Raw genomic sequence first — 25,111 nt, 5'->3', positions numbered from 1 at the left:
TGCCATCCTCTGTTTTGGTGCTGATCATTCTGGTTTCGTTACCATTGCGATCATAGGCAAAGGTTTCTTTTATCTCTACCTGAATCGGCTCCGGGGTATCACCGCCACCAATCGGAGTGCCACCACCGCCAATCGGAGTGCCACCGCCACCAATCGGAGTGCCGCCACCAATCCAGGATCCCCCTCCAAAGCCGCCGGCATTAAACCCGCTGCTGGCCATAAAGGTAGACAGCGGACAGTCAACATTGCCAAACGTATCCTGATCGCCACCACCGCCGCCGTCACAGGGGTCGCGCTCTCGGGTGTATTCATAGCTGCGTTTTGTCAGCCTGTGATTGGCTACGCCGTTTGCCTGGTAATCATAGTGCCACTGGTGCTCACCGCCCGGTTTCGACAGTAAGTTGCCATTACCGGCATAGCTGTACCAGCTTGCCCCGTTTACTCTGGTCAACCGGTTGAGCGCATCATAGCCAAAGTTTTCCCGGTTCTGGTTGGTAAGCTGTCGCGATACCAACGTGCCGATACCATCGAACTGATAGCTGTCTTGCTGCAGGTAACGGTAACTGGACTGCGACGCTATGCCTGAAAGCATACCGCTGCTGTCGTAGTTCAGCCGCATACTCACAGCGCCTTTGTGGTAATCACTCACCTGACCACGCTGATTCAGCTGCATCAGCCCGTAATACACCGTGCCATATTCGCCTTCTCGCGCCTCCTGACGACGCACCACCTGACCAAACTGATAATGCAGTTGCAGGCCCCGCACATCCTCAAACTGGCCATTTTCGTAACGGCGGTAGTCATCCAGCGACAACGCGGTACGACCATACTCGTCATACGCCGTTTGCGAGATAACACACAGGCTATCGAGTGGGTCGGCCACGGGGTTATCTTTACTATCTATTTTATTGTAAAGACGTAAGTCGTTGAGTCGGCTATTAAACTGAACATGAGCTTCGCAGTGTGTCTTGTTATCCAGCCCAGTCAGGGTCGCTGCCGGACGGTGTAGATCATCATAATAATACACCTGTCGCCAGTCGCTGCCGCCCTGAGTGGCGTACAACAGCAGGTGTGCGGTCGCCGAGCTGATACCATAGTGCCATTCACTCACCCCTTCCTGCATCACCGAGTTTTGATTGAGGGTACTTCCGGCATACGCTCTCACATTACTGGTTATCTGCGTCTGTTTTATCTTTCTGCCAAGCAGGTCGTACTTTATTTCCGTCTTCACACCCCGGGCGTCGGTTTGCTCAAGCAGCTCACCAAACGCCGAATATTGATATGTCCAGCGGCCCCGGTCGTTATCTTGCTGACTTGCTTTGCGACCAAGGCGGTCATAACTCAGCCTCATAACCACCGCATTATTGTCGGCAGATGAACGCGTTAGTTCCCGACGGCCCATCACATCATAGCTGTGAGTCAGGGTCTGGCCGAGTGTATCCACTTCCTGATATACCTGGCCGAGCTTATTGTAAACCACACTGTGGACCTGTGTTTTATCTACGGTCTGATTGACGTGGTTAGTACTGCCATAGAGCAGCTCAGTTGTCATGGTGAAGGCACTGTGGGTAATGTTCGACACGGTATCGGCATTGGGATCGGTCGAGCGCACCACCCGGTCGAGCACGTCATAGTCGGTCGTGACAGCCTGTGCACCCGGGGCCGTTGTCATGATTGCCCGGCCATATCTGTCATACGTTACTGTACTGGTCAGCCAGCCGCCCAGCGCAGTGCGCGTGCTTTTTGCGAACACTCTGCCAAGGCGATCAACATACTGAACTTCCAGTAACTCGTTGTTGACCACGGTATGACGTACCAGCGCACACTGAACGTCCGCATTAGCGCTGCAGGCCGTGGCATAGCTATAACTCTGTGCACCAGAGACACTGTAGCTGCCGATGGTCCCACCAAACACATCGTATACCTGAGTGGTTATAGCGCCACTTACAGACTCCAGCTGGGTCGGCTGACCAAAGGCATTGCGGGCCAGAACCTTACTGCCGCTCAGTACCTCAAACTCAGTCTGATCGCCACTTTCATCCGTCTTTTCCTCCTCCTTTTCGCCCTCCTTAAAATTGCGGAAGCTGGCCTCGATATAGCGCATATCCTCATCATATTTATGGCGCACATAGCGGGTTTGCTTTTTATCATTAGCGCACCCGGAGTTTTCAGTGGCGACTTTGATCTGATTACCCACCACATCATATTCATAGGTTTTGGTCAGCTCGTACTGGCACCCCAATCCCTTAGCGGTGGTTTCACTTTCCAGCAGATAGGCACTGTGAGCGCCTTGTGGATAGTAAGTAAAGTGCGCAGTCTGGCTTTGTGATTTATTGGTGAGCCAATTCTTGTGCTCCACAGTGCTGCTTTGCAGACGTCCAAACCACTTTGCCTGCCAGTCTGTTGCAAAGACATTGGTGGTTTTCACGTGTGACAATCGCTGCGCTGAATCGTTACCAGAAATAAATGACTCGGGATAGTTACTGAGGTAAAACTGAGTGGTCTGGGTATCTGTTACATTGCCAAACTCATCCTGTGTGGTGTCGCTGTCGCTACAGGCATACCCTGTGCTTTGCAGGTAGGAGTCGAGCTGGGCTTCACACTCGCGCACCTGAGACATATAAACCTGATATGATTTGGCAATCTGCCCGGCATAACTGACAGGCGTATGCCGATAGGTGTTGCGTGCCGTTGACAGTAACCTGCTGTCCATTTTCTTGACTGTCGAGGCAGGCATCCCCGTAAGCGGAAACGCCTGGTGATAACGTGTGGTCGTCACAAACTTACGCGTGCTCTGCAAGGATGACTTTTCCATCGTGGTTTCAAGTGCCTTAAAGCCCAGCCAGCCACGTCCGCCAAATTGTAATGCCGCACCATAATATCGGTACGCCACGGATCGACGCTCGCTCTGCGACATGCTTGAAGGGCTATCGGTCGTCACTTTTTGGACTAATGGACGGGCACTCATAGGGTGAACCACCAGCAACTGCTGCTCGTCAAACAGGGCCTGATCTGCGGGCAGACTAGGTAGCTGTCCCCCATACACCAGGCTGCTTGTCATTACCTCGTAGTCTATGTCGGTCCGATTACCATGACCCTGAATGATGTGCTTTAGTAAACCTGCATGCGCCGATACATTGCGATTAAAGAGTGCCTGTAACTGGTCTGGTGATTTGACTATCAAGTCTGTAATACCATCGCCGTTATGATCTGCAAAAAATGCACTGTCCTTTTTCGGGTCGTCCACACCTGCAATGTGCAGCGTCGACTTGCTATCGAGCAAGGTGACGTCTTTAGGTGACCATTCGTATTTACTCCACTCATTGGGCCGACTGGCTTTAAATAACAACTCAACCTGACCATTCTTGTCCAGATCTGCCACTATGGGAGAGAAATCGGCACGGATAGCATGTGCCATATCATTTTTGTCTTTCGTTGCCGATAATGTGAATACTTGCTCAAACTCGTAACGCTGGCTGGACAGGTTAAGCAACACCCGCCATTCGCCTTTATCACTGTCTTCAGTATCAGGGACAAAAAAGATGAAATCTGTCAGGCCATCACTATTTACATCGGCTGCGGTCAGCGATGATATCCCTTGTGCATAATCAAAGCTTCTTACTTCAAGCGGGTAAAATCTGTGGTTGCCTTCATAAGCGAAAGTCCCTTTGTTGTAATACACTGTGAGACTATCTTTCGGCTCGGTATCACATTCGTCTACCGTTTTATTACACCTGAGCACCACAACATCCGACAGCCCATCAAAGTTCATATCCAGTACACGCCACTCAGCGCCCTTGGCCATGAGGTCGTTCGATGTATCCCGGCCCACGTCGTACTCCTGGTAAGGATCAACGGCAACAGCCGGAAGGTAAGTGTTTGTTTGTGGGTTATAAATGCTGGTATAGAGCCCCTGTCCTACCGCATGATAATGGTCTTTAAAGACAGCATCGGCGTATCCGTCGCCATTCATATCTGCAAACTGCATCTCGCCCATATAATGGCGGACATCGTCAAAGGGCAGTTGATCTACCTGAACGAGCCTGCCTGCCGCTAGCTCATACATCCGCCAGTAGACTCTGGCTTTGCCTTCATCCGCGCTGGCATCATAGTCAGATTGAACATTGACTAAAATGCTGAATGCCCCGTCATTATCGTGATCAAACACCGCAAGTGAGACAAATTCGGCCCCATCTTTTCGCTCGATAGCCACGCAGGACACACCGGACACACATAACTGATAGTGTTTGTCTTCTTTGTCCTGTTTGTTTTTATACAGGGCAATGGTTTCGGGTTTACCATCCGCATTCAGGTCGGCCAGCGTAAAGCCACTGATGGTGCCGGAGTGATGTAACAAGGTACGTGCATTCTCAAAGTCTGTTTCGCCACTTTGGTCGAGATAACCAAACTTAATGGGGAGTTTACATACTCCGCGGCACTGCTGTATCTGAGTGAGCACTCGCTGCTTATAACTTGACCCTTCGGAGCCGGACTGGTTCTGCTCATGACTGAATTGTTCAAAGTCAAGCTGATAACGTGATAGCAAGCTGTGGTTATGATTAAATACCTCAATGCTGGTCAGCTGTGCCAGTTGCAGCACGTATACCCCATCAACCAGTGAAACATTTCTGACAGGACCCTGGTTGTAATTAAACTTCACCTGATTACCACTATAGCGAATATAGTCGAGCACCTTGTCCGCCGTGTAAGGCCGGTCATGCAGCGCAAACTCTGTGGGTTCCAAAGAGCGGTAGACATACTCTATTTTGCTTTGTTCCTGTTTCAGATTGTCATATACCGAATCAAGCATCCAGCTCAGAGTATGACCTCTACCATCCTCGTCTAGGATCTTTATCTTGCTATTCGGGGTTTTACCATAGTATTTAATTGCACCATCTTTCCCCTGCACAATGAACATATCGCCAACTTTACCTACGCTCAGATGACTATCCACTTCAGTGACATACAAAGTATCGACCTGGTGCCCGGCAAGCTGTCCGCGCTCGCCTGTGTTGATCAGACGCTGACCATCAAGACAGTATCGGTCCTCGTCGTTAAACATCAGGGCTTGAAACTGCTGATCCTGCGCCATGGTCTGGCGACAACGTGTAATGGATGAACCAGCGTTCACAGCCCAGCCAAGGCCAAGACCGGAATCCGCAGTGTGGCCCTGATAGCTCAATGAGACCTCAGGTGTCACACCGGCAATTCCCTGAGGTAAGGCGATGGGCACACTGTATGTGGCACTGCCCGATTCCGACACCCGGAAACTTCCCGTGGTTGCAGACAATGATGCATGCGTTCGCAACGTGTGGTCATCCGGGGCTTCCATATGGGCTCTGAGGTAAGGCAACGAGACATTAATGGGCTTATCTACGGCACTGTTGGTCAGGTTTAGGCTCACTTCATTTGAGTAGTTCACACTGCAGTGCAATTGAGGATCGTTATTTAAAGTAACCGACACACAAGACTTAGCCCGGAAACGATAGTTGCCATTGCCTTTTTCGAGGAAAAACTCAGTTTGATCTCCGGCGCTATTACCCGCGCCGTACTGGTTATCCTCGGCTGGTTTCTCAGCAGCCACCCTGAACGACTGGTTATTCAGACTTTCTTCTATTTGATAGGTGTGCACCACACCCTGACCATCCAGCTGAAAATGAACCGAGCCGTCGAGACTCGTCCCCTGCGGAATCGTTAAGGTTGGAGGACGCAATCCGTCATCAGCATTGAGAGGGTTGGTGCCCAGTAATGCTTCGACCGCATCATTCAGGCCATCCTGATCGGCATCTCCATAGTAGACACAATCATTGGCCAGGTTACAGTAGTCGTAAAAGTAGTACAGCAGCGAATAGACAACCTGGTTATATTGCTCACTGGCAGCCTCAAGCAAGTGGATCACCATGGTTGAGCGCAGTATGTTTGCATTTAGGTTGGCCAACCAGCCGGCTTGCGTATAGTTGCCAAGCACCCGTGGGTCGTTAAATTCGATAGGCTGGTTGAGCACACGCCGAAACAACTCTGTGACAAACGCCTGGTTTTTCATACCAATGAGCTCACTGTTACCTTTCAAAATAGTGCTCACTACGCCGTCGAGTGAATAACCCTGAGTTAGCAAATAGGTTAAAAAGCTCAGCTGCGCCTTACTCGGAGCCTTTTGCATAATGATGTAGTAGGCCTTAGCTACGGCGATGGCTTCATCATAGCTTTGACCCGGATGCCAGTAACGACTTTTCCACTCCTCCAGCTCTTTTGCATACTCGTCACTAAGCGTTAAAAGTTCATCCCACGCCACGGCTTCTGACGCAATACGTGACCGGTCCAGCTGATGGGTAACGCCATCTTGTGTGGTGACCCAGAGACTGCCGTCACTGGTGAGCCTGGGGGTCGTATCAATGCCTCCGGAATCGGCAAACTCATAGTGCCAGTACACCCCGCCAGTTGAGGCATCTAAAGCATACAATACGCCTTCCATAGTCGGCACATACAACTCCTGCTTAGAGCCCATCTGCAGCCCTGCTGTGACTGCGCCACGGGTACTAAAACGCCAGCGTTCGGCATGTCTGAAGCTGTGATCGGTCACGTTAAAACGATGCCGTACTTTAAGAACCTTATGAGTGAGGGTGCCAAAATATAACTCGTCATACTCTGGCGTACTGTGAACCAGAGGTTTACCGGTCACCCCGCGCACAGCACCACTGCCCGCAATGAGATGCTGGTCAACCGGATGAGTCCATTGATAAGTCAGGTTTTCGTCAGCAATTTTATAGGCAACCAGCCCCTTTGCTGTGCCTGTATACAGGTAACCATTGTCACTTAAACTGACTTCTGCATCGCGCAATGCATAGTGGGCCTCACTTCCTTCCCCATTCAGCATCGTGCTTGCTTTTGCCCGCACGTCTTGCGTGCGATACACGCCATTGTCAATAGCCAGGTAAAGTCCGCCTTGCTTGTAGCCTGCGATCACCCGCGGCTGTTTTTCTGGGTCGATAGTCGCCTCCACTTTCCCAGGCTCAAAACGCAGCGTGTTCTGCTCCAGGGTAAAGGTTTCACCGGTTGCTCTTAAACGCAGATAAACCTGACTGATACCCGCCCCGAAATGATGGCCCTTTACGGTGAGTGTATACATTGCATCATTTCCTGCATCGACCTCGACCAGCGTGGCTTCGGTAATGAGTGGTACCATATGCTCTACGGTGATCTGCTCACCAACGCTGCACGTCCCCTGCGAGTTACAGGCGCGCAACTCATAACTGTGCTGACCCTGCATCGGCTTGCTGATTTCAAAGGTATTGCTCGCGACCCGAGTCGTGCGCAGGGTGCCCCTATCGTGATTGCGGGCTTTCTCGGCCAAGCTGCCAGGCCAGCTGTCCAGCTCGTAATAGGCATCCCCAATCAGACCCGTCCAGTGCAGGCTATAAGCCTCACCGACCTGCTTTGGTGGGTTATTAAACACCCTGGTTCTTGGCACTGGTTTGGCGTACTCGATTTTTGCTGTTTTACAGATTTCCTCACCAAAGATAACGTCCGCCCCGGCCGCATTTCGATCACCGCCAGCATAATTTACGCCTCTGGCACAGACTTCCAGTGTCTTTAAGTTATCGTCGTAATCACTGTAGATGGAGTAAACGCTGGTCGGATTGCCGCCAGTCTTGATGGTGTGGTGCGTAAACTCACTCCCGCCTTTACGATACTTGATATCCAGTTCCCGGCTGCTGCCATATCTGGAGAGCGCAGCTTGATACTTCCTGCCATTTTCAACGCTCAGCAGGTCAAGAAGAGGGGTCGCTGGACTTTGCGAAGCGGGGTAGCTTACCTTTAATGTGGCAATACTGGACGCATTCACATTGCCGGTGTTGTCGTTGATCAGGAGTTTCACCGTCGCCTGATGATAAGCCTGTGCAGGCGTCCAGGTAACGTCAAAATAGGTCAGTGCTCCGCGACACAACCGGATACTGCCAGGGGGCTGAGCGTCCTGCGGACAGTGAGGGTTATCGGTCAGGGCGACCTGAATATTGAGCGGTTCAGCCTGGTTGCTATTACCATCGAGTCTCAACATGATCTGATCTATAGCAATGCTGTTTACCGCTGCGCTGTGCGCCGATGCAGCCACCGTGAACCGTACCGGCTCTCCCACCAGCACCTGATGGCCGCGCTCTGCGATACCTGGGTCCAGGGTAATGCTGCTGGTAACGTCTTGGCCGAGGGCCACATGGCGTGGCACACTGCCCACCTGCTGGTTTATGTCATCGACAGCCACGCTGTAGAAGGTATAGCCCGGTACGCTGCTGTTTGAGGCGCCCGGCAGTGTATAATTGAAATGACAAGGGTCGTTTTCTGTGCAGGTATCAGACTCGAGCGAAAACTCAGTAATTGGGTCACTGCAGGCCTTTTGTGGTGCATATTGCGTATTATACGGGGCACGGCAGATCATTATACGTGATGCTTTTTCCCCGCACGAAACGGAGCCGATTGCTGTCAGGCGCAGGGTCTCACCCGGAAATACCCCTCTTTGTGAGGATACATCCAAGCGCGCCTCAGGGAGAGAACAATAGGTCACGGGTAGCAATGCAGTACCTGTGCCACCGGCGCCGTCTGTCGCGGTAAATTCAACAGATAAAGAACGAGTCACCTCGCCCATGTCCACGCTCACCTGGCAATTCTTGTTGGCTGCACAGTTTACCGGGGTTGCGCGGTCGTCGACTTTATATATCACCTGACTGAGCTTGTTGGTAGCTAGCCCATTTGCATTGTCGGCGTCGGTAACCGTAACCGCTACTTTTACCGGCTGACCAACTCCCACCACCACCGCTTCGGGATTTAACAAAACCTTAGGTGGCTGATTATTCGTGATGTTGAACGAAGGACCCAAGACTTTGGTGGTGTGATTGGCCCTGTCAGTTGCACTCACCGAAAACGCATAGTGCCCTTCGCTGAGTGTCCCGCCGGGTAGGGTGATAACGCAATCTTTGTTATTGCCGATATCTGTACAGGCAAGCGCGTTTCTCAGCGCTGTAATATCATCTGATACCGTCCACTGATGCAAAGCCACGCCTGCCAAATCATTATTTCTATCCGTGACTGAAAAGGAGATCTTAAAACCCCGACTTGCTGGGATATTTTCAGGTGAAAACGCACCTTCCAGTGCGTATGGTGTGATTTCGATGGCAGAAATTAGCGGAGCAACCGGCTGCTGGTTAACCTGAACTTTGACCCGGCATTTGCCGTTACGCACAGCGTTTTTGATGCCCGGTTTGGTGCCCCGATTAAACCAATTGTCTGTCCAGGTAAGTACGAATTCATGCGTGCCAAGACTGTCTGGCAGTAAGGTTACGCGTGGTGATCCGGCTTCGGTGTCAGAAGTAATTCCGCTAAACTCTAACGAGAGTCGCTCATATCCGTTCTCTTTTTTGACGTACACACCGCTTTCTTTTCTGAACATGAACGTGTAGTCATACTCGGGCGGGCGATCAGTGGGATTAGCTGTCCGGTGCTGTATGTTGTGGATAGTAAACTCAGCAGGTTGACCTTTGTATATTTCGATCAGCTGATAATCATTGCAACTCCCTGCGTTGTCCAGTTCAGCGGTATCCGCCATACTGGATAGGCTCATGAGCAGTAAAAACAGCGTAAAGATCTGTATTATTGCTGGCATTTATAACTCCTTTTTCCATAGCAACTGTAACGTGTCAGACTCGTCTGACGGCGCCGTTGAGCGGCCATACGCTGCCTGCATAGCGTCATACAAAGTGTGGGTGTGCGATTGGCTGATGGGCACCTGGATCCCAAGCATGGTGTTTTGCTGACGCAGTACAAATAGAGCTCGGCCACTTGGGTTATCCGGCCGGCTTATCTGGGCGGTAATTAGCTGGGGGGTGCTCAGCACATTACGAAATACTGCGTTCGGCATCATAGTGCGCGCCGAGATGGTGACTTGGCGTTCGAACCTGAATACCTCAACCGAGCCGTCACGGCCAAAACCATAAACCCCCCACAACGGCTGTGTACTGGCCTGCGCTGAATAAACCGAGTGCGCATCGGGCTCAGTACGTGGCACTATGACTGGACTGGCTATCAGGTTTGTGGGCCTGACCTGCGAGCACTCCTGATGAGTCACGTAAGACAGCGGTACCCGACAAAGCCGACCCCGCTCACCGACCATGCTCAGGGTATAATACAAATACCCATTGTGTACCACAGGGGGGTTCGATACTGCGCCATCCAGCGTCAATGACCACTCCTGTTGCCAGCTGCCCTGCGATTGCCGTGAATACTTGAAGAGTTTTTCATCATGGGTGGCAAAAAAGACGCTGTTCTGATGGTAGAACAGAGTATGTTCGTTCACATCCAGGCGTTGATCCGCAAAGGGCAGAGTCGCTTTGGTTGCAAAGGTCTGCCCCTGGGGCTGCGCAAGCTGCTCGCTGGTCAGCCGATCGACAAATACCCGCTCATTACCGCGCCAGGCTACAAGCCGGTAAAACAACGCATGAGTTTGTGCAGTACCTCTGTCGGTCGCAAAACGAAATTCCGGAGTCTGCAAATACAGTAAGCAGGTTTCGGTATGGCTGACCCGAAAAATTTGTACCAGATCTGCACCTTGCACCTGCCAGGTCAGATTTACCTCCTGCTGCCAGTCTGCGGCGCTCCCCTGCAAATCAAAGTTGGTAATAGCAAGACGCTGAGCAGCAGAGGTTACTGCTGCCCGATTATTTAAGGTAGGCACTGCCCCCAAGGACATTGACATGGCTGCCTGCCCGCCACCTTGGTTGCAGTACATCATCTGCATGCTTTGCTCGTTGGGGGCATACATTGCCCAACCCGAAAAGGCGCTTAACAGCGCCCATGCCATTATTAGTCCTTTCATCTCTGCGAACTCTCCTGCCTTGAGATCAAAATCACTGCATATCAGATGTGCAGACTCGATCCGCCAAAGTCACATCTGGATACAAAAAAGAAACAGCAAAATACAGACAAAATAATAAATTTCAACACCCAATAAACATAAAAAATACACATGGAGCGCCTTAGCGCTCATAAGGATCAATTTATATTTAATAAATACAATGGATTACCATTTAATTTTGAGATTGATACAGAGGGGACCATGTTTAGTAAAAGTAAATTTTATGATTATTTTAATAGCCAAAAACATAGCTCGATTTAGATAAGGGTCATTATAATGAGAGTTTTTCAGGATAATTTCCTTACAGGTTCCTGTCGAAAAAGGACTATCCTCCGTTTTAAAGTCTGGTCAGATGTGTTAACACTATCAGCCCAGCACATACTGACGGACATGTAAGATGAAGATCCATACCATCGAAGGCTATATTCAGAACATCTATCTGGTGGCTTACCCGGATAAATTGCTACTGCTGGATGGCTGTAGTCGTGCAGATGTCACGATGCTCTGCCAGTATATTACCGACAAGCTGCGTCGTCCGCTCCACCAGCTGAAGTTGATTGTAGTGACCCATATGCACCCGGATCATGCCGGAGGAGCGCATTATTTGCGTAACTTAACCGGTGCGCAGATAGCCACGGCCAATTGCCCGGGTCAGTGGTATCGGGGCCTGGATGGTATGCTTATGCATTTATCGGACATTGCACTGGCATTATGGGTGGCCGGGCGCAAACGCAAAGCACGAAAAAACCTCTGGTATTCACGTACTCTGAAACCCGATGTGTATCTGCCCGATGGCGCCGAACTGCCGGGCTTTGAAGATTGGCAGGTCTTGCACACTCCCGGCCACACAGACAGAGACATCAGCCTTTATCATGCACACCGCAGTACAGTATATATTGCTGATGTGATGGTGCAGGTGCGTGGCAAACTCATCCCGCCTTATCCGGTGTTTTATCCAAGACTGTATCGCTCGACGCTGCTTAAATTGCAACAGCTGGCCCCCGCCACTGTGATGCTGGCGCACCACAGTGAGCTTGCGTTTGCAGAGATTGATTTTGCGCAGCTGCTGCAACTGGCACCTACGCAGCCCGTCACCCATTGGCGTTCGGTAAAAACCAAAACCAGACGGGCACTCGGGCTGGGTAAACGCGGCTCAAGCTGATGCGGCGCGGGTAAAGATTTTAATGAAGGCGTCGATGTCCTGCTCAGTATTATAGATATGCGGTGAAACCCGGATCCCCAGCTTACGCGCATCGACCGCAATATTTGCCTCTTTTAAGGCCGATAATACCGCGTCCTGCGCCTCACCGGCGTTGAGAATAGCCGTGCCGGAACAGCGCTTTGCATCGGTCGGTGCGACATACCAGGGAGCCAGCTGCGCCTGTAAACGCGCCAGCAAGGTCAGGTTATGCGCCCTCACCTGAGCCACCCCCAGCTCAGCAAAGTAATGAATGCTGTGAGCGGCAAATATATAAGCGGCCACAGACGGTGTACCGCCCCAGAAACGCAGCGCACTATCATGGGGCGCAAAGTGATGGATATCAAATTCCATCGGGTTCTGATGAGAAAACCAGCCAACGTCTTTAGGCTGACAGTGTGGCAGTATGTCTGGGTTGACCCAGATAAATCCGGCACCGGGTCCGCCACACAGCCACTTTACGCAGGAACCCAGCACACAGTCCGCCGCACAGTCTGACAGATCTATGGGGATCACACCCGCGGCCTGGGCAATATCGACAATCACCCGGCAGCCTTGTGCTTTGGCCAGTGCCGTGATGGCTGCAACAGGTGCCTGCTGGCCAGTGTTAGAGTACACCTGACTGACGAACACCCAGTCAATCCCGCTGTGCAAATGTTGCTGCCAGACACTCAGATCGGACATATCCAGATCGGCAGGAATAAAGTGGATTTCAACATCCGCAACGGCCTGCTGAAGTACAAACCCCATGCTGGGGAAGTCACTCTCACTCATCAGCACACGTACTGTCTGGCGGCCCGTTTCCGGCAGGCTCATCACAAACTTAGTTAACCCACTGGAGAGGTTGCTTTGCGGGCAAAAATAGTCTGCCTGGCTGTTGAACAGCCTGGCCAACGCCGAGGTAAACTCTTGTATGCCATCAAGCCACTGATACCAGGGCTCATGGTTGTCGCCCGCCCAGGGATGAAAGTAGCGTTGCATAAAGTCCTGCTCGGCCGTTGCCAGCGGCCGGCCTACCGAGTGGCTGAGCAAATAGTGGCCCTGAGGTAATGAGAAGTCCGTCTGTTTCATTGTATGCCCTTCGCGATACTGCGACGCAGTGTGTTTAAGTCATCAAAGCGGGTAAATACATCTTCACGCTTTGCCGCTGCCCGCTTGTCCCGTAGCAATGCCAGTTGATTCAGAAGCACAGGCAACGGCGGTCCGCTGGCCGTGACTTTGTCGAGATGCTGGGTATTCATATCCCCAGACGGCTTGGCAATGTACTTTTCTACCAGCTGATTGTGATGCTGAATAGCAGTATCGCCGTGCAGCTTACATACCTGTACAAACGCACTCACTGCTTCCTGGTACCAGCTACTGCTGTGATGCTGTTCAGCCGCCGCGACAAAGGCATCCATCAAATTGGGTAAACGCATGCATTCGCGCAGTGTAGCCTGATCCTCGGGCATCATATACAGGAACTTGTCCACCAGCATCTGAGCGTAGTTCACGTCATTGGCCTGACACAAGCCCAGCATCATGTCGATCACATTGATCCCGGCGAAATCGCCGGCGTTGGCACCGCGATAGACTTCTTTGCCCACCCGGTAAGGTTTGTAATAGGGACGGACAACATAAAAGAAAGCATCGGTATCCAGTTGTTCAAACAAGCACTGGTTAGAGCGGATCACATCTAACAAAGCCTCTTTGACCTGTGTCAGCAGCACCGGTGTCATGGGATGTGAAATGCCCAGCGGCTGGATTTTTAATAAGCACTCTGCGGCACGCTTGTAGGCCAAAATAGCCCGGGTGTTGTAATCGATAAACAGCTGCTCGGCTGGGTGACTGGTAAAGCGTTTATACACTCCGTTAACTGCGCGGTTGTGTGTGGTCAGATGCGCCGTTGCAAAGCGCGGTGTGACACCAATGGATGCGCCAATGTGCATCGCTAGTGCCGATGCCTCTTTGAGCGGTGAGTACTGTTCCCGGCTGGGCTCGGTGAGTTCATGCCGACGACAGGCTGCCATATACAGGCCCACGTTGCCCAGCAGGTCGAACGCATTGTCGAAGCCTTCGTCGGTATTGCCTTCCGCCAGCAATGCCTGGATATGCTGTTGCCCTTCGTTGAGTAGTTGTTGTTTTATTTTGTCTTCTACGCCTTCAACATTGGCCTTGTCCTGTTGCTGCCAGTACGCAGCCTCCAGCTTGTCGTTAAGCGTAACAAAATCACTGCGGATCCAGTGATCAAATGCATGTGTGAGTGTGGTCATTGGTAGCTCCCCAAATTATGACTCTCAGGCTACCAAACCTGATGCGCTAAAAGTTGCTAAAATTTATGTGAACGCTAGACTAGTTTGGCGACAATATAAAAAATAAACCAAATTATTAGCAGAAATCACTACTATGGCGCACCTGGATAACAAAGATCGTATTCTTCTGCGGGCATTGCAGGACAACGCCCGGCTCAGTAATGCTCAACTCGCTGAACAAGCCAGTTTGTCTGACACCCCTTGCCTAAGGCGCGTCAAAAAGTTACAACAGGATGGGGTGATTTTAGGTTACCACGCCAATTTGGCACCGCAGTCACTGGGCTATACTGTACTGGTGTATGCGTTTATTCGCCTGAGTGAGAACTCCGCACAGGCCGCCACCCAGTTTGAGTCTCATGCAGAGCAACTGCAACAGGTACTCAGCTGCTCAGTGGTGTCTGGGGCGCATGATTACTTACTTGAAATCATTGCCGAGGATTTGCCCAGTTACGAGCATTTTGTCAAACATCGTCTTGGCGCCATCGGCTATATCGCAGGGATTGAGTCAACCATCGTTTTAAAACAAACGTTTACCAAACGACCCCTGCCAGTTTAACGCAAAGGATTCGATCCATATGCAGTTCCAATTTCGCACAGTGCATCATCAGTGGGTTGCTTATGTGCTTATGACACTGAGCTATTTTGCGCTGGGCAAAGCTCTGACCGCATTTGCGTTTCAGGATCAGGTGTTGCCCATCTGGCTACCGGCGGGCGTAGGCCTGGTGGGTGTGCTGATTTGGGGCTGGCGTTTTCTGCCCGGCTTATTTCTAGCCTCGGCGCTGTTTAACTGGACCACGGCCCATGGCTATGTGTTTAATCAGGCGACCTTATCGCAGTTTTTGCAGGTCTCTATTATCGCATTGGGCGCCTGTTTGCAGGGGTTAGCTGGCGGATTGCTGTTGCGGCACTGGCTCGGCGACCCATTGCGAATGCGTTCTCGCAAGCACATCGCCTATTATATTTTTTTGGTTGGCATACTCGCGAATCTGATCTCCGCAAATATCGGTGTATTCTCGCTCAGCCTGTTTAACCCCGAGTATCAATTCAGTCATCACTGGCAAAACGTGGTGGCCTGGTGGCTGGGCGACAGCCTCGGCATACTGATTTTTACTCCCCTGTTACTGCTGATGCTCGACGCATGGGCGTTTGAACAACACAGTTATCACCGCAGTCGCAACGTTTTTGCCACCAGCTTTGTGCTGTTTTTATCTGTGGTACTGACAACCTATTTATACAATCAGGGCAACATTCAGGCTGCAAAGCGAGAAGCACAAAGAGAATTAAGACTGATAGAAAATCTGCTGTTGCAACAGGTCAATCTCAGCATGCTGGCAGTACAAGGGGTGGCTGCAAAGCTACAGTCACTCAGTAAGGTAAATGCTGAGGAATTTCATGAGATTGCGCAGCAGCAGCGCAACCGCTACCCATTCTTACGCGCTATCTCCTGGAATGTCAGACTAAACCAAACACAGGGGAATGCGCTTCAGCGTCAATTCGATACGCTCTATGATGGCCGGGTTAAACTCAAAGGGTTGCCGCTGGCCCCTGATGATCCGCTGGTGGTTGTCACCTATGTTTCACCACAGGCCGAGAACTTCAGTGCACTGGGTTTTAACGTGTATTCACGGGAAAATCGCAAGCAGGCATTAGAAAATCCAACGATCACCGTGCGACCACAGGCCACAGACATCATTGAGTTAGTGCAAAGCGACCCACCTATACCGGCCTATCTGTTGTTTTCACCGGTCTACCATCGTGACGCCACTGATCCACAGGCAGATATTCTGGGTTATGCCACAGCCGTGGTGCAAACGGATACCCTGCTGGGCTCGGTGTTGAAAAAGTCTCAGGCTAACAGCTATAACGTTGCGGTATTCGATGGCAACAATACACAGCCCTTCTATCGTAATCATCCATTCTCTGCCAGCCAAATGTCTGCAGACAATCTGTTCGAAACCCGGATTCAATTTGGTGGCCAGATATGGCGTATTAAACTTGAACTCAGAGCCGATTTTGTCGCCAGTCTCAACCATAGACAAACCGTCTTACTGCTGCTGTTACAGCTAAGCATTACCGCGTTGATCACTTTTATTGTGCTACTCAACAACTACCAGCATTATGAACTTAACCACCTGGTGGAACAGCGCACTCAATCGCTGCGCAAGGCGGTTGAAGATGCTGAACGAGCGAATCAGGCCAAAAGTCGATTTCTGGCCAATATGAGCCACGAGCTCCGTACGCCATTAAATGCCGTGGTGGGGTTTGCTTCTTTAATGAAAACAACCCATTCATTTGACACCCTTCAGTCTTATGCCAGCCGCATTGATATGGCTGCAAAAACACTGCTTAACCTGGTCAATGACATTCTCGATATTGCCAAAATTGAGTCTAACCACCTGGTCATTGAGCGTCATGACTTTGATCTACAAGCACTACTTGGCCGGATCGATAGTCTGTTTACCACCAGCGCCGCGGACAAAGGGTTACAATGGCAACTGAATACCAATATCAGTGGTGCTTGCTGGCTTAAGGCAGATGAACTCAGAATGGAGCAGATCCTGCTTAATTTATGCAGTAATGCCATCAAGTTTACCGACAATGGTAAGGTGACTCTCCACTGTGAAGTGCTTCATGGTGACAGTGACTACCTACTTACTTTTTCTATCATCGACACCGGTATTGGTATCGATTCTCACAAGCAGCAGCTGATTTTCGCGCCTTTCACACAGGCCGATGCCTCTACCTCCCGGCGCTTTGGTGGCACGGGTCTTGGTCTGGCTATCAGCAAAGAACTGGTGGCGCTGATGGATGGGCAGCTCACAGTACAAAGCACCCCGGGGCAAGGCAGCACCTTCACTTTTTCTTTGCGCTGTCCGTTCGGCGATGCCCAACTGACAGATAAAGCCCAACTTGACCACTCCTTGCTGCAGGGCATGCATGTGCTGGTTGCAGAAGACAACCCCGTAAATCAGCTTGTTATTAAAGCCATGCTGCAGTCAATTGAAGTGGAGTTTGTCCTCGTGAGCGATGGTCAGCAGGCCGTTGATGTGTGTGGGGAGCAGGACTTTGATCTGGTGCTTATGGACTGCCAGATGCCGTTACTAGATGGTTATCAGGCAACCACGCTATTACGTAAGCAATTCAGCCAGCAGCAATTGCCGATTATCGCACTGACTGCCGACGTGATGCCCGAGGATAAGGCCTATGCGGTCGCTGTCGGGTTTAATAGCCATCTTGCAAAACCACTGGAGCGCGATAAGCTGGTGCAATGCTTAATACAATATCGACTGTCATGATTAAAAAAGGGTATATATTTTTTATACTGGCCGGCCTGGCACAACTTGTTGCGACACCAACACAAGCGCAACAGGCACAGACCTGTCTGGATCAGGTAAGCGACCTGTCACGCTATCAAATCGACGCGCAGCAGGGCACGTATCGCTACGCTAATGACGTGGGCCCAGCCGTGTTGGATATTCCCGAGGCACAGTCGTACGCAGCCTATCTCAGCGCAACCCGAGCCCTGATCCTGGCACGCAATCCAAAAGCCACGCTCCGTTGTGAGCTGGCAACCAAAGTGTCGGCGCTGCTCAGCGAACCTGCAACTCAGATAGCAGATTTCGCTGCCCCGTTTGAGTTAACGCATCCGAACAACCAAAAGGCTGTACTGTTGATCCATGGATTAACCGACTCACCCTTTATTTTTCACACTCTGGCCGCAGATTTGTATGCACAAGGCTATGACGTCAGAACCATGTTGTTACCCGGCCATGGCACTGCTGCCAGCGACCTGAAAGAAGTCGACTACCGGGACTGGCAACAGCATGTGCGCTATGCCATTTCGCGAACAGCCAGTGATTATAACCAGTTTGCAGTGCTTGGCTACTCAACCGGCGCAGCCCTGGCAACCACGGAAATAGCCGAGCGTCGGCCTGATAACCTGGCGGCTTTGGTGCTAGTGGCACCAGCCACACAAAGCCACAGCGAAGTGGCCTGGCTGGCAAAATGGCTGGACTGGCTGCCCTGGGTGGACTGGGTTGATAAAGAAGCCGATCTGGATCTGGCAAAATATGAGTCGTTTCCTTTACACGCAGTCACGCTGGTAGAGGAAGCCATGGCCGATATGCGAGCTGCTAAATTACCAGATTCACTGCCAACCCTTGCAATTGCCAGCGATGTTGATACGACCATTGACAGTCAGGTGACCTATGAGTTGCTAAGCCGCTGGGCACAGGATCGCTCCGCCCCGCTGACACTGCGCGTCTATGCCCCAACACCCATTGCTGCGTTACCTGAGTCGATTGACGTGACTAAAGTCGACCTCCTCGACAGGGTCATTGATATGTCGCATATTGGTATGTTGAATCCACCGGATCATCCTTATTACGGCAGAGCGGGGACCTTTCGCAATTGCGATACCTATCTGGAGGACATCACAGCCTTTACACACTGCAAGACCACCGAAAAACCACATTTTGGTGAGCGCAGTGCAGCAAACCTGGCGCAATATACGCCTCTGGTCCGGGTATCCTTTAATCCGGATTATGATCCTATGGTTGCGCAGCTGACACAGTTTTTGAGCAAGGCAATGCAGTAAACTATGTATCAGCATCGTTTTATCACTCAACTTTCAACATTGACCGTCACCGAACGCACAACACTGTCAGGCCGGTCTCCATTTAGCAGTGTTGCCTGGCTGGAAGCACTGGAGCATAGCGGCTGTGTTGGTGAGCAAACAGGCTGGCAGCCCTATCACCTAGTGGTGTATCAGGACAACCAATTAGTCGCGTTGCTGCCCGGCTATATCAAACTCCACTCGTATGGCGAATACGTATTTGACTGGGCCTGGGCCGAAGCGTATGAACGCCATCAGCTACCCTATTACCCCAAGTGGATCTGTGCCATTCCGTTTACGCCTGTAGTAGGGAGTCGTGTTTTATCCGGCAATCCGGTACCCGATGCACTTTATGACTATGTAACGGCTGCACTGCACGAGGAGGCAAAACAACACAGCTGGTCAGGCTGGCATATCAATTTCCCGACACCGCTAGCAGGCTGGCGGCGCCAGAGCCTGATGGAGCGCCACGGTGTACAGTTTCACTGGAAAAATAATGACTATTCGGATTTCGACGACTTTCTTGGCGCAATGACGTCACGTAAGCGTAAGTCCATCAATAAAGAACGCAAAGCAATCCAGGGTCAGGCGCTCACGATCCGCTGGTATCAGGGCGACGAGATCACGGAAGAAATAAGACAAGCATTTTACCTGTGCTATGCCACTACGTATCTCAAGCGTTCGGGACATCATGGCTACCTGAACGACGCTTTTTTTCAGCGTATCTGCGAGACCATGACAGATCAGGTTGCCATTGTATGCGCATTTTTGCAGGAAAAAATCGTGGCCGCGAGTCTGTACTTACACGACGAGCACACCCTGTATGGCCGTTACTGGGGCGCGCTTCAAAGCCATAACCACCTGCACTTCGAACTGTGTTATTACCAGGGAATTGAGTATGCCATTCGTCACAAATTGCGCCGTTTTGACGCCGGTGCACAGGGAGAACACAAGCTGGCACGGGGTTTTGAGCCGGTTATCACCCACTCTTACCACCATATCCGTCAGCCAGATTTTGCACAGGCAATTGATGACTACCTGGCCCGGGAGCGCTCACATATGGCACAATACCGTGATCAGTGTGCGAGTTTACTGCCGTTTAAAAATCAGTAAGCGGTTGTTCGCCGGCATCGCATAGTCTTCCTGCAATATCAGCTCAGCTTGTGTGGCAAGAGAACAAATCCATTCTATATTGCGGATCCCGCTACGCGGATCGCGACTACGCAAAAAACCATCAAAGTCCTGGTTACTGGGTGAGGTAAACTGGCCGTTATAGTTAAAAGGACCATACACCATCAACAGTCCACCTGTAGCCAGGTGCTGTTTCACCCCATCAAAAAAGGCTTTGACCAAAGTTTCAGACACAATATGCAAGGTGTTCGCGGTATAAATCGCAGGGACCTCCGCCACCGGCCAGGGTGTGGATGCCAGGTCGAGTGTGAGTGGTACGGGTAAATTGCGGGCGCCACTGTCTTCACTCCACATCCGGATCCCAGCATGATTGACGGCCAGATCACTACATTGCCAGGTTAAATGAGGCAACGCAGTCGCAAAACAAGCGGCATGTTGCCCCGTACCTGACCCGACTTCCAGTACAAACGTGACCTCTGTTAAATAAGGGCGTATTTTTTCGAGTATTGGCAGCTTATTATTCTCACATGCCTGAGAGTAAGGTTTATCCATCTTGCACCTCTGTGATCCAATTTTGCGCTCTATTGATGCAATCCTGTCGCTAAAATGCAAGCAGTTTTAGATTGCATGACTTTAAACATATAAAAAACATACAATTTTATCCTTGGTATAAAGCATGCATTGTCTATACTGAAATTTCGACACAACGCTTGGAGCACATTATGACAACCTCAGATCTCTCTCATTTACCTTTAACAAGCCGTGGTCTGATAGACACGGATGCAGAACCTAATTTACTGGAAAGCCAAGACTACTGTCAGGAAGTGGCGGATCTCCTGACCAGTCCGGAACAAGAGCGCGAGAAAACGGCCCAGCAGTTTTTGCTTGGATATAATTAATCCGCATAAGCTCTGCACACAATCAGGGCTTGCTAACGCTCCCCTTTAGTGTAATGATAATTATTATCGTTACACTAAAGGGATACTCTACTATGCTGACACCGCTTGCGCTCATCAATTTTAAGCCGCATCTGAATGCACACTGCACCCGCCCTTACCTTGATGCACCTCAGCAGGTTGCAGAATTTATCAGTGCCGGGTGTGATTTAGCAAAATGGTACGAGCGACAATCCTGTGCATTGCTTCAGGAGCTGTATCTCAGGCGAGTATTCTTTGAATTACTAAACCACATAGCTGATCCTCTGGTGCACACTTGTGTGCGACAACAGTGCCTGGAACAAATCTATAAGCCGCTGCTCGCTCTGAAGCGCTACTACAAAGCAAAGCGCAGAGGCCTACATAAATTCTACCTGCTCGAGCGGGAAGCCAGGATCATCAGCCATGAATTTAATCCGTACAGCTAGGAGTAGTTATGAGCGAATTTCGACAAGTTTCAGACAGCATGGGCGTGTTAGACGTACCGCAAGATGCGCTTTATCAGGCACAGACTCAGCGTGCTATTAACAATTTCCCAGTCAGTGGGTTAACACTGCCAGGCGGATTTATTCGTGCGCTGGCTTACATCAAACAAGCAGCCGCAGAATCCAATCAGGAATTGGGGCACCTGGAGTCTGCTAAAGCGAAGGCAATTGTTGCTGCCTGCCAGCAGATCATTGATGGCAAACATCTTTCACAGTTTCCCGTCGACGTCTTTCAGACCGGCTCAGGCACGAGCTCAAATATGAATGCGAACGAAGTGATCGCATCTTTGGCCAGCCAACTCAGTGGCGAGACAGTCCACCCCAATGACCACGTAAACATGGGGCAAAGCTCCAACGATGTGATCCCTACGGCAATTCATGTTAGCAGTGCCATTTTGGCGGTGTACGAGCTACTGCCCGCGCTCAAGCACCTGTCTCAGGTGATTGAGCATAAGAGTAAAGAAGTCGGCCATTTAGTGAAAACAGGCCGGACCCATTTGATGGATGCTATGCCTGTTACTTTTGCACAGACACTCAGTGGCTGGCAGCATCAGGTTGATTCTGCCTGTGAGGGTATAGTACAGGCACTCGAGAAGGTCTATGAGTTAGGACAAGGCGGTACAGCTGTTGGCACCGGAGTGAATGCTGATGAGCGTTTTGCAGCTACCTTCAACAGCTACCTGAGCAGTAATGTGGGGATCCGCTTCACACCCAGCAAAAACTTTTTTTATAACATTGGGTCGCAAGACGCCATCGTCGCGCTATCGGGCCAGTTAAAAACGCTCGCTGTGGCCAATATGAAGATTGCCAACGATTTGCGCTGGATGAACTCAGGTCCTCTGGCAGGCCTGAGTGAAATAGAATTACAAGCTCTACAGCCTGGATCTTCCATTATGCCAGGCAAAGTCAACCCCGTGATCCCGGAAGCCGCTGCCATGGTCAGTGCACAGGTGATCGGCAATGACGCCACAATCACCGTAGCCGGTCAGTCAGGAAATTTTGAGCTGAATGTGATGCTGCCCGTTATTGCCTATAACATTTTGCAGAGCATCGAGCTGCTGGCAAATATGTCACGCCTGCTAGCCGACAAAGCCATTGCGACCTTTAAGGTCAACGAGCCAAGGCTACAAGAGGCACTCACTCGTAATCCAATCTTGGTTACGGCCTTAAATCCGGTGATCGGATATGAAAAAGCCGCTTTCATCGCCAAACAGGCTTATCAACAAGGACGCCCTATCATTGAGGTTGCTGCCGAGCACACTGACTTAAGTGAAACTAAGCTACGTGAATTACTGGATCCTCAAAAACTCACACTCGGTGGGCTGTAACCGTATCACGCGCCAATAAACTTGGCGCGTGAATCTTGTCACAAGAGAAAAAGCGCGGCACACTGAAAGAAAAATAGACAGGATCTGATATGAACGCGTTTAAACTCTCTCTTTGTAGTTTGTTTTTCATTGCCGGCTGCAGTGCTTCAGGTAACGACCCCGTGAATAACGAGGAAACCACGAACGCTCAGCAGAGCACCGCAGACGAGCGAACGGTTGCGCCTGCCAAACTACAAACTAAATCTGCTGTCAGGCATGATGTTGGACACAGTAAACCTACCCCGGCAGACAAAGTGCACAAGGCAGAACCCATCGCCCAGATCGATGAAGACGCGATCAACGAAGCAAGGCTAAAAAATCAACGTGCCTATCTTAAATTTATTACCAAAGACAAAGAGTGTGACACCTCGACTCAATGTCAGGTGCTTCCGGTTGGTAGCCGGGCATGTGGCGGTCCCTCAGACTATGTCATATTCTCAACAAAGACAGCGGACCCAGAGAAAGTGAAAGAGCTGGCCGACAAATTGACACATGCTGAAGCCGCCTATAATGCTAAAAACCAAATGGTCAGTATTTGCCAGCACTTGACTGTGCCAGCCACTCAGTGCGTTAACAATAAATGTGTTAAACTCGAGCACTCGAACCAGGCAACCTACTAGGGATTTTCAATGAAGTATCAGTGTTTGACGCTTTTTTTGCTCACCGGTTTACTGACTGGCTGTAGTAATACACAGTCCACACAAGCAACCGATAATGATGACAATCAGGCGTTGTCGGAATTAGTGGCTGATAAGGGATGCGATGCAAGCTTTCAATGCAAAGTAATCGGAGTCGGAGAGCGGCAAACCTGTGGTGGTCCAAGTCAGTATGTTGTGTACTCCGTGCGCAATGTAGATGAGAGCCAGGTAGAGCAGGCGGCTTTGGCAATAACGCGGCAAGAACAGGTGCTTAACCAACAAACTCCACCCAATGATGTATGCAAGCAAGTGTTACCTATTCAGGCGCTATGTATCAATCGTCAATGTCAGGCAATCACATTGAAATAATCCAGCAATCCGTTTCTTGACTGTCAGAAGGCCTAACCATCTGGCAGTCCATTACGTTTGCAATGTCAGCGCTAGAGCAACCATTGGCTCAGCAATGAGATAGGAATTATCAACAACGCACACAGACATGCCCACCATACATACCGGATCTCAATCTGCTTCTTTACCCAATAGCAATAAATAAACTTCACCAGATAAGTAGAGGCACACCCAAACAGGGCAAAAATAACAAGCAGAACGAGTAAATACAAAGACACTATCAGCTCAAAACGACGGCAATGGACATTTATCATAACGACTCATTGCACACAGAGCAATGCAAGATAGCCTGTGTCCGAGACAAACGGCCGTGTCCCTACCATATTCCTGCAATCGCTTCACAGACTCACCCCTCTTTGCGCTCAATCGCGAAGTCGCTAACCTTCAAAAAGCTCGGCGTATAAAGGGGCACAACATACACCACTTTTAATTCACGCCAGACTCACCTTGATCTATGATATTTGCCAGCACCTCAGTCGCCATCCCCCACGCAATTCGGCCGCTGTTTAAACCAGTTTTCGGTGTTGAGTAGGTTTGCTCTGGTATATTTGTCATGCCAACGGTGTGGCCATCCAGCAGTGACTACAGGTTTACCCTGCTTTACCACACCTCCAACAGCAACTCCGTCATGACCCCGCACGCGATGCGGGATCCATTTAAACCAGATTTTCAGTGCTGAGTAGGTTTGTTTCAGTGTACTTGTTGTATGAGCGGTGTGGTCTCCCGCATCAAGTGCGCTAGTGTAGATCGGTTTGAATGGAGAAATGTCAGCGTTCTCATCTAAAATATTTTTAAACCCAAACGCAAAAAAGCCCGACTCTTTCGAATCGGGCTTTCTTTTATTAGGAGCTTGGCAATGTCCTACTTTCACATGGGTGAATTGCGACCGAAGCACCGCTTCGCAGCGCAATGAACGCGAGGCATGGACGCCGAGCCGGGAGCCCTCCACAAGGAAGTGTCCCCAAAGGTTGCTAAGTGCGAGCTTTACCATCCAACCAAGCTTCATGGACGAATAGACAACGCCATTCTGTCTACAGTTTCATCGACGCCTTTTTAAATTGCACATAGCAAAAAACCCGCTGCATTTCTGCAACGGGTTTCTCTTATAAGGCCCTGGCGATGTCCTACTTTCACATGGGAAAC

The 25,111-nt window shown here is 50.6% G+C and carries 17 protein-coding genes; 10 read left to right on the top strand and 7 right to left on the bottom strand.

What is annotated here, in order from left to right:
• Both CWB98_RS15590 and CWB98_RS15585 read right to left on the bottom strand, forming a co-directional pair.
• Positions 1-9,652 (bottom strand): FG-GAP-like repeat-containing protein (locus CWB98_RS15590; protein WP_138545702.1); only part of this gene is annotated, 9,652 nt, incomplete at its 3' end.
• Positions 9,653-10,861 carry a hypothetical protein gene (locus tag CWB98_RS15585; RefSeq protein WP_138545701.1) on the bottom strand — a complete coding sequence of 403 codons (1,209 nt, stop codon included), beginning with the start codon at positions 10,859-10,861 and terminating at the stop codon, positions 9,653-9,655.
• 436 nt (positions 10,862-11,297) lie between these two features.
• Here CWB98_RS15585 and CWB98_RS15580 point away from each other — a divergent pair, with 436 nt between their 5' ends.
• The gene (locus CWB98_RS15580; RefSeq protein ID WP_138545700.1) at positions 11,298-12,062 is read left to right on the top strand and encodes an MBL fold metallo-hydrolase; all 765 of its coding nucleotides are present in this window, start codon (positions 11,298-11,300) and stop codon (positions 12,060-12,062) included.
• On the opposite strand, the gene CWB98_RS15575 is transcribed toward CWB98_RS15580, so the two are convergent.
• Both CWB98_RS15575 and CWB98_RS15570 read right to left on the bottom strand, forming a co-directional pair.
• The gene (locus tag CWB98_RS15575; RefSeq protein WP_138545699.1) at positions 12,054-13,169 is read right to left on the bottom strand and encodes an aminotransferase class V-fold PLP-dependent enzyme; all 1,116 of its coding nucleotides are present in this window, start codon (positions 13,167-13,169) and stop codon (positions 12,054-12,056) included. The genes CWB98_RS15580 and CWB98_RS15575 overlap by 9 nt on opposite strands.
• Complete coding sequence (locus CWB98_RS15570) at positions 13,166-14,350, bottom strand: PrnB family protein (RefSeq protein ID WP_138545698.1); 1,185 nt, start codon at positions 14,348-14,350, stop codon at positions 13,166-13,168. The genes CWB98_RS15575 and CWB98_RS15570 overlap by 4 nt, the downstream gene beginning before the upstream one ends.
• 133 nt (positions 14,351-14,483) lie before the next feature.
• Here CWB98_RS15570 and CWB98_RS15565 point away from each other — a divergent pair, with 133 nt between their 5' ends.
• The 4 genes from CWB98_RS15565 to CWB98_RS15550 are packed head-to-tail and all read left to right on the top strand — an operon-like array spanning position 14,484 to position 20,117.
• The gene (locus CWB98_RS15565; RefSeq protein ID WP_138545697.1) at positions 14,484-14,945 is read left to right on the top strand and encodes an Lrp/AsnC family transcriptional regulator; all 462 of its coding nucleotides are present in this window, start codon (positions 14,484-14,486) and stop codon (positions 14,943-14,945) included.
• Between the two features lie 19 nt (positions 14,946-14,964).
• Complete coding sequence (locus tag CWB98_RS15560) at positions 14,965-17,685, top strand: ATP-binding protein (protein WP_138545696.1); 2,721 nt, start codon at positions 14,965-14,967, stop codon at positions 17,683-17,685.
• A complete protein-coding gene (locus tag CWB98_RS15555) occupies positions 17,658-18,986 on the top strand; it encodes an alpha/beta hydrolase (protein WP_138545695.1) in 1,329 nt (442 codons plus the stop codon). Before CWB98_RS15560 ends, CWB98_RS15555 begins: the two co-directional genes overlap by 28 nt.
• A gap of 3 nt (positions 18,987-18,989) precedes the next feature.
• The gene (locus CWB98_RS15550; RefSeq protein WP_138545694.1) at positions 18,990-20,117 is read left to right on the top strand and encodes a GNAT family N-acetyltransferase; all 1,128 of its coding nucleotides are present in this window, start codon (positions 18,990-18,992) and stop codon (positions 20,115-20,117) included.
• Here CWB98_RS15550 and CWB98_RS15545 read toward each other — a convergent pair.
• Entirely contained in the window at positions 20,094-20,687 is a 594-nt protein-coding gene (locus tag CWB98_RS15545; protein ID WP_138545693.1) for a DUF938 domain-containing protein, read from the bottom strand. The genes CWB98_RS15550 and CWB98_RS15545 overlap by 24 nt on opposite strands.
• 170 nt (positions 20,688-20,857) lie before the next feature.
• On the opposite strand from CWB98_RS15545, the gene CWB98_RS23990 reads away from it, so the two are divergent.
• The 5 genes from CWB98_RS23990 (at position 20,858) to CWB98_RS15525 (ending at position 23,929) form a co-directional block, all read left to right on the top strand.
• A complete protein-coding gene (locus tag CWB98_RS23990) occupies positions 20,858-21,034 on the top strand; it encodes a hypothetical protein (RefSeq protein WP_171045672.1) in 177 nt (58 codons plus the stop codon).
• Between the two features lie 92 nt (positions 21,035-21,126).
• Complete coding sequence (locus CWB98_RS15540) at positions 21,127-21,498, top strand: hypothetical protein (protein WP_138545692.1); 372 nt, start codon at positions 21,127-21,129, stop codon at positions 21,496-21,498.
• 8 nt (positions 21,499-21,506) lie between these two features.
• Positions 21,507-22,883, top strand: coding sequence for a class II fumarate hydratase (locus CWB98_RS15535; RefSeq protein WP_138545691.1), 1,377 nt, complete (start codon positions 21,507-21,509; stop codon positions 22,881-22,883).
• Positions 22,884-22,972: 89 nt separating this feature from the next.
• Complete coding sequence (locus CWB98_RS15530; protein WP_138545690.1) at positions 22,973-23,542, top strand: hypothetical protein; 570 nt, start codon at positions 22,973-22,975, stop codon at positions 23,540-23,542.
• A gap of 9 nt (positions 23,543-23,551) precedes the next feature.
• Entirely contained in the window at positions 23,552-23,929 is a 378-nt protein-coding gene (locus CWB98_RS15525) for a hypothetical protein (RefSeq protein WP_138545689.1), read from the top strand.
• Between the two features lie 71 nt (positions 23,930-24,000).
• On the opposite strand, the gene CWB98_RS15520 is transcribed toward CWB98_RS15525, so the two are convergent.
• Together CWB98_RS15520 and CWB98_RS15515 are read right to left on the bottom strand one after the other, a co-directional pair.
• The gene (locus tag CWB98_RS15520; RefSeq protein WP_249364690.1) at positions 24,001-24,222 is read right to left on the bottom strand and encodes a hypothetical protein; all 222 of its coding nucleotides are present in this window, start codon (positions 24,220-24,222) and stop codon (positions 24,001-24,003) included.
• A 218-nt stretch (positions 24,223-24,440) separates the two neighbouring features.
• Positions 24,441-24,974, bottom strand: coding sequence for a hypothetical protein (locus tag CWB98_RS15515; protein WP_212751141.1), 534 nt, complete (start codon positions 24,972-24,974; stop codon positions 24,441-24,443).
• Positions 24,975-25,111: the final 137 nt, after the last annotated feature.

Source organism: Pseudoalteromonas rubra, from assembly GCF_005887115.1.
Lineage (GTDB): Bacteria > Pseudomonadota > Gammaproteobacteria > Enterobacterales > Alteromonadaceae > Pseudoalteromonas > Pseudoalteromonas rubra_F.
Note: the sequence above shows the minus strand (reverse complement) of the source record. Positions and strands in the feature narration are given on the sequence as shown.